At 45.9% G+C, this 15,626-nt stretch carries 16 protein-coding genes; 3 read left to right on the top strand and 13 right to left on the bottom strand.

All coding sequences use genetic code 11. The annotated features are described in order from the left end of the window. Positions 1–151 precede the first annotated feature (151 nt). The 3 genes from ACJJI3_RS06160 to ACJJI3_RS06150 all read right to left on the bottom strand — a co-directional run bounded on the left by ACJJI3_RS06160 (position 152) and on the right by ACJJI3_RS06150 (position 1,465). Positions 152–310 carry a hypothetical protein gene (locus ACJJI3_RS06160; RefSeq protein WP_282932647.1) on the bottom strand — a complete coding sequence of 53 codons (159 nt, stop codon included), beginning with the start codon at positions 308–310 and terminating at the stop codon, positions 152–154. Between the two features lie 49 nt (positions 311–359). Then, on the bottom strand, positions 360–749 hold the full coding sequence (locus ACJJI3_RS06155; protein WP_444941861.1) for a hypothetical protein: 390 nt from the start codon (positions 747–749) through the stop codon (positions 360–362). Positions 750–1,045: 296 nt separating this feature from the next. After that, entirely contained in the window at positions 1,046–1,465 is a 420-nt protein-coding gene (locus tag ACJJI3_RS06150; RefSeq protein WP_444941860.1) for a hypothetical protein, read from the bottom strand. Between the two features lie 272 nt (positions 1,466–1,737). Here ACJJI3_RS06150 and ACJJI3_RS06145 point away from each other — a divergent pair, with 272 nt between their 5' ends. After that, a complete protein-coding gene (locus tag ACJJI3_RS06145) occupies positions 1,738–2,799 on the top strand; it encodes an FAD-dependent oxidoreductase (RefSeq protein WP_444941859.1) in 1,062 nt (353 codons plus the stop codon). Between the two features lie 12 nt (positions 2,800–2,811). Here the strand turns inward: ACJJI3_RS06145 and ACJJI3_RS06140 are convergent, their stop codons facing one another. From ACJJI3_RS06140 to ACJJI3_RS06125, 4 genes are all read right to left on the bottom strand, one after another. Next, positions 2,812–3,129, bottom strand: a complete 318-nt coding sequence (locus ACJJI3_RS06140) for a heavy metal-binding domain-containing protein (RefSeq protein ID WP_413665654.1) — start codon at positions 3,127–3,129, stop codon at positions 2,812–2,814. 490 nt (positions 3,130–3,619) lie between these two features. Further along, positions 3,620–4,126 (bottom strand): arsinothricin resistance N-acetyltransferase ArsN1 family B, encoded by a 507-nt coding sequence (locus ACJJI3_RS06135; protein WP_444905377.1) that lies wholly within the window; start codon positions 4,124–4,126, stop codon positions 3,620–3,622. 100 nt (positions 4,127–4,226) lie between these two features. After that, the gene (locus tag ACJJI3_RS06130; RefSeq protein WP_444941858.1) at positions 4,227–4,829 is read right to left on the bottom strand and encodes a hypothetical protein; all 603 of its coding nucleotides are present in this window, start codon (positions 4,827–4,829) and stop codon (positions 4,227–4,229) included. Positions 4,830–5,023: 194 nt separating this feature from the next. Next, the gene (locus ACJJI3_RS06125; protein WP_444941857.1) at positions 5,024–5,596 is read right to left on the bottom strand and encodes an SEL1-like repeat protein; all 573 of its coding nucleotides are present in this window, start codon (positions 5,594–5,596) and stop codon (positions 5,024–5,026) included. 1,287 nt (positions 5,597–6,883) lie between these two features. Here ACJJI3_RS06125 and ACJJI3_RS06120 point away from each other — a divergent pair. Further along, positions 6,884–7,735 carry a hypothetical protein gene (locus ACJJI3_RS06120; protein WP_413665656.1) on the top strand — a complete coding sequence of 284 codons (852 nt, stop codon included), beginning with the start codon at positions 6,884–6,886 and terminating at the stop codon, positions 7,733–7,735. A gap of 281 nt (positions 7,736–8,016) precedes the next feature. On the opposite strand, the gene ACJJI3_RS06115 is transcribed toward ACJJI3_RS06120, so the two are convergent. The 5 genes from ACJJI3_RS06115 to ACJJI3_RS06095 all read right to left on the bottom strand — a co-directional run bounded on the left by ACJJI3_RS06115 (position 8,017) and on the right by ACJJI3_RS06095 (position 13,767). After that, a complete protein-coding gene (locus ACJJI3_RS06115) occupies positions 8,017–8,292 on the bottom strand; it encodes a TehB family protein (protein ID WP_413665657.1) in 276 nt (91 codons plus the stop codon). Positions 8,293–8,343: 51 nt separating this feature from the next. Next, positions 8,344–9,243, bottom strand: a complete 900-nt coding sequence (locus ACJJI3_RS06110; RefSeq protein ID WP_444941856.1) for an alpha/beta fold hydrolase — start codon at positions 9,241–9,243, stop codon at positions 8,344–8,346. An 89-nt stretch (positions 9,244–9,332) separates the two neighbouring features. Then, positions 9,333–11,768 carry an ABC transporter permease gene (locus ACJJI3_RS06105; protein ID WP_444941855.1) on the bottom strand — a complete coding sequence of 812 codons (2,436 nt, stop codon included), beginning with the start codon at positions 11,766–11,768 and terminating at the stop codon, positions 9,333–9,335. Next, positions 11,765–12,481 carry an ABC transporter ATP-binding protein gene (locus ACJJI3_RS06100; RefSeq protein ID WP_444941854.1) on the bottom strand — a complete coding sequence of 239 codons (717 nt, stop codon included), beginning with the start codon at positions 12,479–12,481 and terminating at the stop codon, positions 11,765–11,767. Before ACJJI3_RS06100 ends, ACJJI3_RS06105 begins: the two co-directional genes overlap by 4 nt. Before the next feature lie 35 nt (positions 12,482–12,516). After that, complete coding sequence (locus ACJJI3_RS06095) at positions 12,517–13,767, bottom strand: efflux RND transporter periplasmic adaptor subunit (protein ID WP_444941853.1); 1,251 nt, start codon at positions 13,765–13,767, stop codon at positions 12,517–12,519. 174 nt (positions 13,768–13,941) lie between these two features. Here ACJJI3_RS06095 and ACJJI3_RS06090 point away from each other — a divergent pair, with 174 nt between their 5' ends. Next, positions 13,942–14,169, top strand: coding sequence for a hypothetical protein (locus ACJJI3_RS06090; RefSeq protein ID WP_413665662.1), 228 nt, complete (start codon positions 13,942–13,944; stop codon positions 14,167–14,169). Positions 14,170–14,266: 97 nt separating this feature from the next. Here the strand turns inward: ACJJI3_RS06090 and trhP are convergent, their stop codons facing one another. Then, entirely contained in the window at positions 14,267–15,622 is a 1,356-nt protein-coding gene (trhP, locus tag ACJJI3_RS06085; protein ID WP_444941852.1) for a prephenate-dependent tRNA uridine(34) hydroxylase TrhP, read from the bottom strand. Between the last annotated feature and the right edge of the window lie 4 nt (positions 15,623–15,626).

Raw genomic sequence — 15,626 nt, 5'->3', positions numbered from 1 at the left:
GAAAATAAATTTATGGAATGGTGGGGTGGCAATTAGGTGGCTTAGGGGGTAAGCGACCTTCCTGTTCTATGGTACCAAATTGGAGTGTGTAATTTATTTGATAATCACTAGTTCAATTGAATCTAGGCGAAATAACGTTGTATCACTACACTTATGTTGGCTTCTTTTTACGTTTAAATAGCTTAATCCAGAAGATTCCTTCAAAGATAATGCCAAGAGCAAGGAAGATTACCCCTCCCACAGGGACTCCGAAAGCGTAGCAGGCAATCGCCGCAAATAAAAATAGCAGTGCGGTGGCAATTCTTTTCACTTTGATATTCCTTTGTTATGCCTCAGTTCTAGCCTAAGCTTGTCCTACTTCAAAGACTATACTGAATACCGGACTTTAACCCAACATAAATAATACCCAAGCATAGAACTGTGGAACAAAAAGCTAAAGGCAGATAGAGTTTGTGATGGCCATGCCTGACCCTGTAAATCGTCACCACTATCAGCGAACTTAAGGCCAAAAGTGCCGATAAGCCTAGAGCCATTAAGATGACTTGAACTTCAGTAATACCATCATTTCCGGCAACTAGCGTCGGTTCTAAATACTTGGGGCCACTTTGCCCGGCAGCTGTTACAGCGGAGACACTTTTGGCTAGAAGCAGTTCGTTACCATTAAGCCCTCGCCAGTACTCCATAATGGAAATAAGAATTGCTATTGAACTTGCTATAAGGCAAAGGCTGATTTTTGAAGCGGTAGCCATAATGCTTGAAGTTGGGGGCATACAGAATGTCTTATTTTGTCTTTCTATTGAGCTTGCTTTGCCAGAATGTGACTAGTAAGCAGGCAGCTAATGTAGGTATGAAAACGACTGAGGCTTGAAACATCAATATAGAGGCCTGGAGCTTCAGAATTTCACCTTCACCAAAAGAGTTATCGTAAATGTAATGTGCAGCCAGAGTGTAACTTAGGCTGACTATTATAGAAGTAATCAGTGATCTTAGAATCATTGTTTTAGTTAACTATGATAACTCAGCTTGGATGGTCTTTAAGGATAAACTAAACCTGTATAAGATTTCTAAGGAAATTGTTAATGGATTTTTGTAGTTCGTAATTCTCTGCACTGACAGAATAAGTACGTGCTTTATGGGCAAATTTCAAGGCTTTATCTTGATTGTTTAGCCTCAAAAAACGTTCAGCCATTTCCAGGGCAATTGAAGCTGAATACAAAGGGAGATCTAATTTTATGGAGCAGTTAAGTCCCTGGGTGTATGCCTGTATTGCATCCTCACAGCTTTCTGAAAAATCACCCAGAGCCTCCCACTGTAGGGGATGGTCTAGCTCGCCTCCGGCATATTTTGCGCATAGTCTCTCTAGCGAGTTGAGGGAGTCTTGGCACCCAGCTTTATCCCCAGAGGCGGATTTATTGACTATCTCAAGTGCGAGTCCATGTACATCATCGTAAAGTGGTGTAATCATTTAGAAATTATACCCAAGAGCTGAAATATAAAAAATATCGATATAACAGTGGGTACTTATTGCCAAGACGAGTCTTTTGTAGATCGTTGCCAGATATTAGAGGTTTCGACTTCGCAAGTTTAAGTACGTTCTCACCAAGCGGTGACTGGTATTGCTGTAAAGAGATCACAGATAGCGGCCTAGGTTTTTATAGGGAGTCTCAGACCAGATAGTCACCCTTACTCTTTCGTATGTACTATCTTACTGTTAGGTGGGGTTATATGAGGTAGCCTGTGAAAGTACTGATTGTTGGGGCTGGGCCCACTGGCCTTACTACAGCGGTCGAGCTTGCTCGGCGAGGGCTATTGCCAAGAATTGTGGACCGCCGGGATAGCGCTTCAACCCTTAGTCGAGCGGTGGGAGTTACTTCTCGCAGCCTTGAGTTGCTTTCACACTCTGGCGTTTCTGAAAAGTTGATTGCTGAGGGGATCGCTGTTCAGAGCGCATGCATTTACCTAAATACGCATTTAGCACTAGAGTTTCCGCTCCATTCCAATCGGACCTATTTCCCCGCCATTCTTGGACTTCCTCAAGACAGAACTGAAGCTCTCATGGCTCAGGTTTTATCTGGTATGGGAGTCGAAGTTGAATACAGGAAAGAACTCAAAACCCTTACCGAGGAAAAGAGTGGGGTAGTGGCTTTTTTTGATAATGGTGAAGAGGAGCGATTTGACCTGGTCGTAGGAGCGGATGGTATTCGCAGTACTGTTCGTGAAGCTGCAGGTATCAGTTATCCTGGATTTGATTTGGATGAAGTGTGGTCAATCGCGGATGTTGATACAGGGGATTGGCCCCCTAAAAGAAAGTTTACCTTGGTCAAAATGGAATCTGGCGTGGTCGCTGTTGCGGTGCCATTGGGAGAAGGCCGGCACCGTCTGGTAGCTAGCTGTGATAATGCAATTAAGGCATTTCCGATGGCGGTGGATGTTAAGAGGGTTAGGCGGGAGGGAACCTTTAAAATCTCAATTCGGCAAGCGGAAACTTACTCAAAGGGTAGGGTACATCTAGCTGGGGATGCTGCCCATTGTCACTCTCCGGTTGGAGGTCGAGGTATGAACCTTGGGATAGCTGATGCAGCCGAATTGGCAAAACGAATCACTGAGGGGCAGCTCTTAGGCTACTCTGAATTGCGCCATCAAGAAGATAAAAAGGTTATTGAGGTTACTGAGCGTGGCCGGAAAATGATCACTGGACAATCCCTGAAAGCAAGATTTGAATTTCGAGCGTTAATCGCTGCCGCCAGTTCTATTCCTGCGGTGAGGAGAAAACTGGGGCAGTTTGCGGTAGAGCTTTAGGGGCATTCCAACCTATTTTTTTAGTTTTACAGCTGTACCAAAAACAAGAATTTCTGAGGAGCCATCCATAATTGCGCTTGTAGTAAAACGAATTCCTACCACGGCATCAGCGCCTTTTTGCCGGGCACTGTCACTCAATCTTTGAAAAGCTTTGTTTCTCGCTTCGGTCAGCATTTCCGTATAGCCTCGTATCTCTCCACCGACAATACTCTTTATACCTGCCATTAAGTCACGGCCGATATGTTTTGATTGAACAACGTTGCCCGTAACGATATCCAGTACCTCCGATATTTCTCTTCCTGGTACTGTTTCTGTAGTTGAAAAAATCATATCATTTCCTTAATTATAATTACCTATATTTTTGGCTCTATTGGTGATCTTACCCTAACCTGGATCCGTTATGCGAATATATTTAATTGTTTGATGGTGGTCGAATTTTTGTTTTTAGCTATCGTGTCTTTTCTGGATTTTAGCTTTTATCTTACATTAAATGAGGTGGGGTTCTGGGGTGAAAAGTGTAATCATCATATAGGTCAGTAACTTTTGATGGAATATGAGTTAAATTAAAAGCAATCCAGTAATTGCTGCAACTTTCTCTATAGTAAGTTGTCCACTTTTATTTTGGTATAAATTGGGAGGGAAATCAGTGCCCTCAATAAAGTCTCGGCTACTCAATGTAATAGCCCTTGCTGCGCAAAAGCGCGCAGTTATGACCTTAGATTAGAGAGAATTTGGTAAAATTTAGGTTAAAAATCCCTAGTGGGGTTAATGCGGGTACATAAAAGTTGCTTAAAATGTACTCCCTCATGATGTGCTTATTTCATGCTTTCTCCTTCCTTAAGGGAAGTAAGCACTGCCAATAACCAACATCTATCCACTGGTTAAACTTTCGGCCGACCTCTTTGAAATGAGCAACTTTTTCCATTCCAAACTTCTCATGAAGTGCTACGCTGCCTGCATTTGGTAGAGCTATGCCGCAGATTACTGCGTGGACATTGAGTTCACTTAACTGTTTAAACAGTTCATTATAGAGCTTCGAGCCCCAGCCTTTAGAAGAATAGTTCGTGTCCAAGTACACGGTAGCCTCCACCGAATACTGGTAAGCACAGCGTCCTTTCCATTTACTGGCATAACAATAGCCAATTAAACGGCCTTCATTCTCAGCAACTAACCAGGGAAGATTGTTTTTTGAGCATTCTTCGACTCGGTCGGCGATAATTTCCGCAGAAACTGGCTCTACCTCAAAAGTGATACAAGTATTCTCTACATAGTAATTGTAGATTTTAGCAATCCCTGCAGAATCAGAAGCTTTAACTGCTCGTATCATACTATTGTCTCTCCCTATGGTTGATAGCATTGGCCAGAGATTGGTGGTGAACTGACTAACCTGGTATCTGCTGGCTGGCTCTGAAGAGTTTTATTAATACTCACTTTTCTTTTTTGCTATTTAGCGATTTTTCCATGGCCTTTGATTCTTCTAGTGTACGAACCGACCAATCTATTCGCTGCTGATCAGAGACTATATCAGAATCAATGTTATACAGGCTCCAGTTTCCAGAGTCGTCTTTAACAAACTGAGTGCCGTACCACTGTGGCCGACCAAGATTCATCATTAAGCGATCCCAAGTGGCCGCTTTTAGCCAATTAGCTTTATTCTTATCCTCTGCCAGGGTTGCTGCAATAGTGGCAAGAGCATGGGCCAGTCTTATATCTTCTGATTTATTACCATGCTGGAAGATAAGTGCCGCATTATAGTAATCCTTTGAGGTTCTGATTCGGCCTTCTGCTAGCATTTTTGAGACTTTTTTTCGTCGATCCTCGTCTTCTTTATTGAGTGAACTCCAGTCAATTTCACTGTGAGGTATATTGCGTGCATTTTGATCCTGGTTAAATAGTTCTGCTAGTTGGATATTTTCCGGCGTAGCTTTGTCGTTGTGAGAATCGTAACCCTCCTCTGTCTCAACAGCGAGGGAGGTATGAGCGACAAATCCAAGAGAAAGAGATAGATACTTAAGTGGGATATATTTCATATTGAACTCTACACGTCTGGCCATCGGAGTGATGGCAACTGGTAGTTTCTATGTGTGTGATAATTCTTTAGGGAAGCTTCCTCTTCCTCCAAAAAGGGCAGACTTGATATTCATTAATTATCACTGCTGCTTTATGTTCTTCTTTAAGAACCATATATCAATAGTGAAAGGTGCATAGCAAGTCCGGATTGGTTTTACATGGTTGACTTTGCAAAGTGTAAAGCTTTTGATTGTTCCTCTGAACTCAGAAGCGCTTTCAATCTTTTAACCTCTCTCTTCGCATCCAGATAAATACTCTGATCGGATTCACTGAGATCTTTATGGTTTGGATAGAGTAAAAATATAGACTCATACCAGCCCAGTGCCTGAACAGGGTCTCTGTATCTAAAGTTGTCGTCTGAGTAGGCAGCACCGAGGTGCCTTCGTGCTTCAAAACCACCTTTTTTTACGACTTGCTTCCATGTGTCGACAGCAGCGGCCCGGTCCTGCTCAACACCTAAACCGTTATAAGTGAGAAAAGTTAATGTACTTAGCGCCATTGCCTTTATCTCTGCATCTCTTGCATATTTTATAGGTGTCTCTAAGATATATTTCCAATGCGAGGCTGCTACAGAATAAATTTCATGTCGATACGCAGCTGTTCCCATGTAGAACTGACACTCAATATCTGTATATTCCATCTCCTTTAAATATTTCTTATCACACTTTTCCGCATGCGAATAGGGCGAACAAAGGAAAACCGATGCGATTACTGTAAGGGCTATCATTCTATTCACTAAAGTAAAATTCCGTTCAATAGTAAAATGTAAGGTTGAAATCTATAATTGCCACTAAAAAATGATTTTTATATATCTAGGTGTGATGTACCAATTTATAAGATCGGAGATAAGGTGTTTCTCATAATCGCGCTCTTTGACTCTGGGCTGCCTATAAGGAGGCAGAATGTTGACAGGATGCAACTCTCCAGAGTAGCTAAGTTGATACATACTTAGATCCCCAGGCCACAGCTCATTGTTCAGTGTGTCCTCTTGGTGTGCGCAACTAGTAAGAGTTAGGGATACTAGAGCAGATAATATTAATTTCGTTGTCATTTTTTCCTTGGGCTTGAACACTGCTATCTTGGATGGCTGAGTCAAATTATTACTGTAGTTAAACTGTTTCCGAGTATAAAGTCGGCGAACTTTGACCTAGAAGCTCTCTGATGACTATTGATATCCAACGACTATCCAGAAATTTTGTAAGTTTGGCAACCATATGATTCTTAGACCGCCCAAACTCTGTGTCATTGATGGCAAATAGGCTTGGCTAAAATTGGTAGTCCTGAGTAAAATTCAACCAAGGTGTTCGTTTTTTGATAAGTGGTGAGTTGACTCTACTTAGATATTTAAGAGAGGGGACCTTAATGAAACAAGGGTACGAACTCACCACACTATCGGGCACCTCCGACAGGGATCTTTCCAAACTAAGAAATATTACAGATCTGACCACCAGCCATAAGTAGCTTCTGTAATTCCTTGTGATTCAACCACGTGACTTAATTACAGAGAAAGAATAAATATGCCATAAACACATGAAAGGTATTAAGTCGTTACAAAGGATTTGTAGTTGCAGGTATGTTCAGTTAGTAAATTATGGAGAAACAAGCAATCTACCTCCACGGAGAATATCTGCCTTTGCCCCGTCTTTCACACACTATCACTTTGCTGTTGCAGCCAGGCTAGTCAAACTCATTATTTGGCTTGCTTGTATCAATTATGCAGGCATGCAGAGTATTACAGCTTATTTTGAGAGGGTTCCAAATGTAACACAGAGTTTTACATGGTGCGGCAGTGCTATTAAAGAGGTGCAGGAACAGGTGTATAAGGAAAAAGCGGGAATTAAAAATTAGCCTTTACCTGTGGCCAATTGCGGCCGGATATTGATGGCTGGCGGTTGCCATGTTTTTTCTGCGTGCAGCGCAAGAAAGCCTGAAAAAATATTGAACTCAATACAAGTAAACGGTTCTATGCTTGTGAGAATATTTATCACTAACTTTTTTGTTGGAGTTCACGCTGTTGATTAACAAATATATTGCTGTTCTTTCGATGCTGTATTGTATAGGCGGAGTTAAGGTCCATGCTGTTGAAGCGACTTATAGTGCGATAGAGAAAAAGATAGTAAATCATTGTGGGGCTTGGTTTGATTCAAAGGAGTTTACTTTTGATAATGCAAGAGACTCTAAGTTCGAAATCAAAGAGGTCCCTGGTGGAATTTGTATGGATGGACCCATACATCGCAATGAAGCCGAGCTAAAATTTAAATCTAAAACCTCCAATTTGGTAGATGGCTCCGACTTAATTGTTGTTGTGAGGTCCCCTGGTGGTGAAGGTCGTCCCGCAGTGAATATTGCTGAGGAAATTTCAAGGTTAAGAAGTACAGTTGTTGGCTTTGATTTATGTGCATCTGCTTGTGCGAATTATATTATGGCCGCCGCCAAAAAGAGAATCGTGCATGATGATGCACTGCTTCTTTTTCATGGGGCGCCGTCCTATCAAGGTTTGGTAAATATTTTGGAGGTTAAAAGTAATGATTATTATGATGTCACAAACGATACTCGTGTGGATTCTATTCGGTATCAGGTAAGTTTCTTAAAAAAACAAGAAGAGCTCTTGAAGAGTGCTGGAATAAAGCCTTACTTTTTTTCTTGGATGATGCTGTTTGATCAAATGGACGAGTCCGACAGGGTTAAGTTTTGTCCGATGGGTACCTCTATGATCTTATATTCTCCCAAGATCTTGGATAATTTTGGATATAATATGCATATCTATAAAGGTCCTAAATCTCAAGAAGAGCTAGATTTAATTTATCCAGCTAAGGGTGCTAGACATAGGATGTGTTATTGGGATAGCAAGTCCGTAGTAATCTAAAATCAACCTTACCTATTATGTTTCGTTACACAAAGATACTTGTGGTAGATAGGCGAAAGGAAAGAATGCCCCACGCTTGATTTGAATGAAGCATAGATGCCGATCACGAGCTTACAGAAAAGTATCCACAGCGTCCCCTGAATGTAGTGTATTCTTTCCTTCTTAACCAATAGTAGGTCGCACCTTGTTGTATGCCACTAAATACCTTCTGAGCCTATCAGCTTTCTGAAACTTGAGGAAGTAAAGTGTTAGCCAGGTCTGGCTAACTTGATAGTTTGATTCTATCGATAGAATTCAACATAAAATTTTACATCCCCTAACGGTCTTATGTGATGCCTTATAGTTGGCTCTACGACGCCAAACTTCTTAGGGCTCAGTTCAATAATCTCCACTTCGGGCTCTTGAATCGTATATTCCAATGATCCGGAGAGGATCACTATCTTCCCCCATACGCCTTCCTTGGTAGTATGATCTTTCAATAGCCCTGGAGGGATATTCTCCTCAGTGAATTCAGGGGTTTTCTTATATGGAGCTATATTCCTCGGAAACTCTTTCATTGATTCTGGCCTTATATCAACTTGGGTGGGTTTTGGCAGTCCAGGCTTTGTTTATAGGCTGACTTGAGACTCTTTGTTTGAATAGGCCTCAATAAACTTTAGATAGGTCGAGACTAGAAGAGTAGGAGCTTCCCACTGCGGATAATGCCCAATCGTTCCCAGCTCAACAATATCCGCTGGCCGATCTATCAGTTGCCGAAATCGATCCACCATATGCTTCCCTGAAACTGGGTCTAATGAGCCATTGATTAGTAATAGGGGGCCGGGGTATTGCTTTAGGGCGTCGACCCAGCGCTGACGATGTTGGCGCCTGTCGCGCATATAGCTGATTAGTTTATAGAGGAGCCGGTTGCCATTCTTATATTGGAGAATTTGCCACAAGTCTCGCAATTCTCTGTCAGAGGGTTGTGTGTCTGGTCCGAAAATGGCACTGAAGCTGCGGCAAAACTGCCGGTAATTCATCAGTTTATTGATCAGGAAGCCTGCGGGAGAGAGCAGCAGTTTTTGTACGAAACGCGCTTGATGAGTTTCTGGAAATAGACCTCCGTTTAGCAGGCATGCTGAGGCATACCTCGTGGTACCGCCGCTATTGGCTCTGGCGAGTAACTCTTGAGCAACGGTATCCCCATAGTCATGGGCCAGCAGGTGGACCTTGTTGATGTTTAAATGTTGCAGAAGAACTTCATGTAAATCAGCTTGCCCATTGATACTGTAGTTATGCTGCTTGGGTTTGTCTGAGTAACCGAATCCCAGCATATCCATAGCAATACAGCGATAGTGCTCTGTCAGTTGGGCCCATACCTTTTGCCAGTCATAACTACTGGTCGGAAAACCGTGAATCAAAAGCAGTACTGGCTTATGTCGGCAGCTTGGGTTGCTATCGACATAGAAGAGTTGGTGGTTTTGATAATCAAAAATCTTTCCGTTTGATAACCACTGCTGAGGCTGCATTGGCTGTTCCATTTCTTATTGTTGTATTTGCTGTAAAGATTGCACGATGAGCGCGCAACCTCAAGCAGCGGCTATCAGGTGGAAAGTAATTATCCTGTTCCTTGCAATGCGTAAATCGCGGGCTTGTTGATTATCCTCCATACAGAAAGCAGGGTCACCGAGGCGGTTAGGGCGATAATAAGCAGTGGTGGTAGCAGCCAGCCCCAGAGGCTGGTTTCAATACTGAACTCGCTTTGCTCAAGCCAAAGTGCCAGTGGGACTAGGACCAAAGTCGCTACAGCGATACCGATAACTACGGGAATCAGGCTATCGATCAGGGTGTGATAGAAAATCGTCGCTGGGCGGGCGCCGATTGCCATGCGCACGCCAAGCTCAGTACGCCGCAGTTGTACACTGTAACTGAGCACTCCAAAGATACCGATGGCAGCGAGGCTGAGTGCCAGTAACGTCAGGGCGGTGGTTACCCAAACTGAGACCCGGTCATTGCTTAGGAGTAGATCTCGTGCTTGCTCCAGGGAGAATAGCTCGGAAACTTTGTACTGCCTGTTTACTTGGGCAAATTCCCGATTTATTTCTGTGGTGCTGAGCGGTTGGTGAGGCTTATGCCTGAGTACCAGTAGGGGGTAGCTCACGTTGATACCGCGTACAAATAAGCGGGCGGGTTCTTTTTTGCCGGGAAGGCTTGCGTTGCGCACTACACCGACCACTTGGTAGGGAAAATCACCTCGCCAGTAGTAGCGATTGCCTAATATTTCTCCATCCGGCTCCAGTTTCTGGGCCAGGGTTTCGTTGACGAGCATCATGCGATTGTTATCGGAAAACTCAGCCGCATTGATATGGCGGCCAGCGACCAGTGGCATACGCAAAATGGAAAGGTAGTTTTCGTCGACTACTGTGGTCTTGGCCATCACAGGGTTTTGTCGGCTGGCATCATGACTCAGGGATGTGGTCCAGAGTGGCCGGCTGATGGAGATAGGAGTGTTTAGGCTCAGGCTGGCATTTTGTACTTTAGGGTGCTCCAGCAATCTTTGCCTGATGGCCTTCAGATAACTCTCCCGTTCGGCAGTGGGGGCACTCCTAAGATTGCCGATATTCAGAGTCATCACTTGAACGTTGTCCAAGGGGAAGCCAAAGGGCTGGTTAATCAGTCGGTTAGCTTGAAGGAAAATCTGCAAGCTGGCGACGATAAGCAAACTGGTCATCGCCACTTGGCTGCTGATGAGGACTTTGCGGATTAGAGGCGAGATCTGTACGCCGGAACCTTTGCCGCTGCTCTGCAGCATTTGATTCAGTGCGCGGTAATTAACCTGGCGACTGACTATGGCTGAGAAGAACAGGGCGAGCAGTAAGGCACACAACAGTGCAAAAACCAGTGTCTGCCAGTTTAAGGTGAGCTCTTGAATGCGAGGAATTTGTTCCGTAGCTATCACCTTTAATACTTCCGTCGATCCCAGGGCTAAAAGTAGAGAAAGTAATGCAGCCCCTAACATAAGTAGGCCGATTTCACATAGCAGGGCCAAAAAGATATGTTTTTTATGTGCGCCCAACGCGACCTGTATCGCCATATTGCGTTGTTGTTTGGCTGCGCGAGAAAGAATCAGGTTGGTAACATTGGCGCAGGCAATTAACAGAAGCACCAGTGTACCGCCCATTACCATTAGGGTTCGCGTGGCGCTGTCGCCAAGTATTTTATTGGCGAAGGGGGTGAGTCGGTATTCAACGGACCTTTCTACCGAAGAGGATCTTCCCGCTAGGGCCGCTTGATACTGGGCATCCATTAATGTGCTCAATTCATGCCCCGCACTGGCGGGGTCAATGCCCGGCTTCAGCTTTCCTGTGAGCATGCGGAAAGGCAGGAAGCCTCTCCAATTAATTCTGCGCTCTACTTGTGTATCGTTAAAGTCCCAGGGCAGCCAGACCGCCGTTTGCCGGCCCTGCTTATAGATTTGGGGTTCAATGAAGTCTTTGGCGGTGACGCCGACAATGCGAAAGTCCACCTCCCCAAATTGCAGGCTTTGCTCCAAGACATTTGGGTTGCGCCGGAACATTTGCTCCCAGGTTTGATAGCTGATAACCGCTACAGGGACTCGGCTGTCGAGCCCTTCATCGGCATTGAATTGTCTGCCCAGGGCCAGGGGTGCTCCAGCGAGCTGGAGATATTCCGGAGAGACATAGGAAACATTAACCCGTGGTGATCCGGATAAATTGCGAACCACATCTTCCCAGAAGTACACCAGGGCGCTGGACTCGAAGAAACTGTCGTTCTTATAGATTTCAACCAGGGCAGGGTATTGGCTGTTGTTTTCCAGCCGCAGCTGCTTGTTCTGGTAGAGATTACCATTCACGACATACAGCCGATCTTCGTCCGGGTAGGGTAGGGGTGCGGCTAACAGTTGGTAGTTGAGATTAAACAGCGTTACCAGGGCGCCGAGAGTGATACCCAGGGTCAGAATAATAGTGGTGGCGTAGCTCCGGGCCCGATTGAGGGACTGGAGGGCAATGGACAGGTCCTTTGTGGTGATCATAGGGCCATCTCATGGGGCTCTAGTATGGGCTGCGGCGTTGATATTTTTCCATCCAGCAGATGCAATTGGCGGCTGGCCATGTCTGCATAACGAGGGTCATGGGTCACCATGCACAGGGTGGTCCCTTCATTGTTGAGCTGCCGCAGCATTTCCATTACCGCATCGCCATTGTGGGAATCCAAATTGCCGGTGGGTTCGTCCACCAGCAGCAGGGATGGATTGCCAACTAGCGCCCGGGCTATGGCGATTCGCTGCTGTTGGCCACCGGACAACTGGTTAGGTTTGTGAGAGGCCCTGTGACTCATCCCCACCTTCTCCAGGCAGTGTTTCACTTTTTTGTCGGCTTCAGACTTGGGAATGGGATTGCGGCGGTATCGCAGGGGCAGGGCGATATTGTCGTAGACAGAGAGTTCGTCAATCAGGTTAAAGGACTGGAAGATAAAGCCTACTTTCTCGTTGCGAATAGTCGCCGCCTCACTCAGCGACAATTGAGCGACTTCAATGCCTTCAATCTGATAGCCGCCGCTGGTGGGGAGGTCCAGCAGGCCGAGAATCGAGAGAAGTGTGGATTTACCGCAACCCGAGGGGCCGCAGATAGATACAAATTCCCCCTGGTAAATACTCAGGTCAACGCCCCGGAGGGCGTGAGTTTCCATTTCTTCGGTGCTGAACACCTTAGTGATCCCGGCCATATGGAGGATTGGCTTGGACATAGCGAACTCCCTGTTCTCGCTTTGGGTTTCAGGCTTTAGTCAATAATCTGGATATGCTCAGCTTCATTAAAATTGGCCATATCCGAGAGGATGATACGGTCCGCTTCATTGACGCCTTGGGTGATCTGGATATATCGGCCCGACTCCTCACCGAAGCTGATGGGCTGGAGTACCGCTTCCTCCCCGTTTTCGTTAATCAGGAATAGGTTGGTCTCACTGTGCCTCTGTACATTGATAGGTCTCTCGACGAACAGTGTATCTTCCATAGTGGCGGTGAAGATCCGGGCATCGACGTTGAGTTGTGGCCTGGCAGACTCCGGGGCGCCTGCGCTAAAAGCAATTTCCACTTCAATATTGCCGTCCCGAACCTCAGGAGTAATACGGGTTACTACACCCTCGACTTTTTCCCTGCGAGTATCAATTTCAGCGGGCTGGCCAACCTCCAGTTGCTCTGCTTTGGATTGTGGTACTTGAACCAGAGCGAGAAGATCTGTCTCGCTGCCGATCAACGCCAGCTCCTGGCCGGGATCGACACCTTGCCCCAGCTCTACTGGCAGCCGTTGTAGTATGCCGTCCAGGCCGGCGCGTACGGTCAGTCGATCTGCTCGTTGCTGGATACTTTGCAATTGGGTTTGGGCTTGGTTGATTTGCTCGCGCTGGATTAACTCTGATTCGACGGCGACTTTGCGCAGGTGGTTGATACGCTGTTTTTGCAGGTCCACACGTTTTTTCATCTGTTCCTGGCGTAAGACGGTGGTTTGGTAGGTGAGTTGGGAAACCACTCCACTTTTTACCAGCTCGTCCTCAGCTTCGCGACGCAACTTGATCACTTGGTAATTGGAGTTCAGTTCCGCGAGTATGGCTTCCTCCGCGAGAACATCGCGCTGATTGTTCAGAACAAGCCGCCGCAGATTAGCTTCCTCTTGTTCCAGGGAGGTTTCGGCTGCATCCAGGTCGCGCATTAATTCTGGGTTGCTCAGCTGCATAATGATGCTATCACTTTGTACTTCTGCACCGGGACGCAACATGATTTTTTCAACATTCGCTGCGGTTAGAGCGGTAATTAACGTCTGCTTGTCTGAACGCAGCCTACCATAACCATCTACCACAACTTGTAGGTCTCCCCGTTGGACGGTACCCAACATTAGCTGTTCCCGCTCTACCTTATAGGCGCTGTCAGGAAGTAACAGGAGGGTGCTGGTAAATGCCACAAAAGCAAGAGCAGCACCACCCAGCATTAAAGGGTGCTTAATCAGGGGGCGTTTCTTAGGTTTAATAATATCCATATTGCGGCATTTCCTTGGTTAAGCAATCGTTGCACGCTTTTCTACTGTGAAACCTTGATGCGGGGGCGAGTTAGAGGTGGAAAATCATAACTATTTAAAACGGGTGTATTCCTGTTGGAACTCCGAGGGAGGGCGGGTTTTTATCTTGTAATTAGTACTGTCGAGCATATTTTTGTGATCAAAACTCAGGGCTTTAAAAGGGTTTTAGGTGAGGCTGAAAATGCAGGAAAATTGGTACAAGAACCAGTTGCTTGCGGTGAATGGTGGGGAAATACAGGATGGTTTGAATATTATGAGGTGGGCAGTAACTTGAGAGGTTTAACGATTACCCAATGCATTTTGAGGATAGGTTCACAAGTAAAATTGTGGAGATGTAGTGGGAATAAAGGTGTCGTGGCTTAGTGAATCCGGTAGATTGTCTAAACCACTACACCTTTAACAAAATATATTTGCAAAACGAAGAGCTTGATAAGCCATAGTGCAAATTACAGGCCGAGGGTTATCCCAGAGCTTTGACCAATAGCGCCTGTTGAAGTTGATCGTCATCAACCCCCTCTGGTCGAGGTATTTGCACGATATGCCCGGATCCTGGAGCTACATCGATCGCTTTGCCTTCCGTATTCTCCATTTGCTCCAAGGGGAAGAACAAGCTACCGCTGGGAGTCATTAACTCCAATTGATCACCGCGTTCAAAGCGATTTTTTACATCAATCGTCAAATACTCAGGACTGCCGTCAATAAGCTCGCCTACGAACTGTTGGCCCGGAGTTGATATCAATCCCTTTTCATATTGCTGGTATTCTGCTGGTGGATGGCGACGGTAGAAACCTTCCGTGTAGCCTCGGTTCGAGAGGGTTTCTAATTCGTCCATCATCTTCATGTCAAAGTCTTTTCCTGCTGCAGCATCGTCTATCGCGCGACGATAGATCTGAGCAGTACGAGCCACATAGTAGTGGGATTTGGTGCGACCTTCGATTTTTAAAGAGTGAACGCCCATTTCCGAGAGACGCTTGACGTGCTGTACGGCCCGCAGATCTTTGGAGTTCATGATGTAGGTACCGTGCTCATCTTCGTAGGCCGGCATATATTCTCCAGGGCGACCTTCTTCCTGTAGTAAAAAGGCCTGGGAAGTACTTTCACTGGCGGAGGTGGGTTGCTGGGCGGGTTGCTGGATAGGTTCCTGGGTTTGCACATGAATCAACTCGCCAACTTCATTCTCTTTGGCTTCATGAGCTTGGTATTGCCAGCGGCAGGAGTTGGTGCAGGCGCCCTGGTTGGCATCTCTATGGGTCATATAACCGGATAGCAAGCAGCGCCCGGAATAGGCGATACAGAGCGCACCGTGGACAAAGACTTCCAACTCCATCTCGGGCACTCTCTGGCGAATTTCTTCAATCTCATCCAGGGACAGTTCCCGGGAAAGTATCACCCGAGATAACCCCTGGCGATGCCAGAACTTTACGGTCGCGTAGTTTACCGCATTGGCCTGTACGGATAGGTGGACTGGTAGTTCAGGCCAGCGTTCCCTTACCATCATAATCAGGCCTGGGTCGGACATAATCAGGGCGTCAGGTCCCATTTCGACAATTTCTTCCAGGTCCCGCAGGTAACTGCGAACTTTATCGTTGTGGGCGGCGATATTGGAGGCGATATAGAACTGTTTTCCTTGCTGGTGTGCTTCTTCTATGCCTAGGCGCAGGGTTTCAGTATTTTTGAATTCATTATTGCGCACGCGCAAGCTGTAACGGGGCTGGCCGGCATAAACGGCATCGGCACCATAGGCAAACGCATATCGCATATTTTTTAAAGTCCCTGCGGGGGACAGTAACTCAGGTTTAAACACGGAAAAACTCATAGTG

Source organism: Microbulbifer maximicatervae (SeqCode) (genome assembly GCF_052466985.1).
This window is presented reverse-complemented; position numbering and strand designations above follow the sequence as displayed.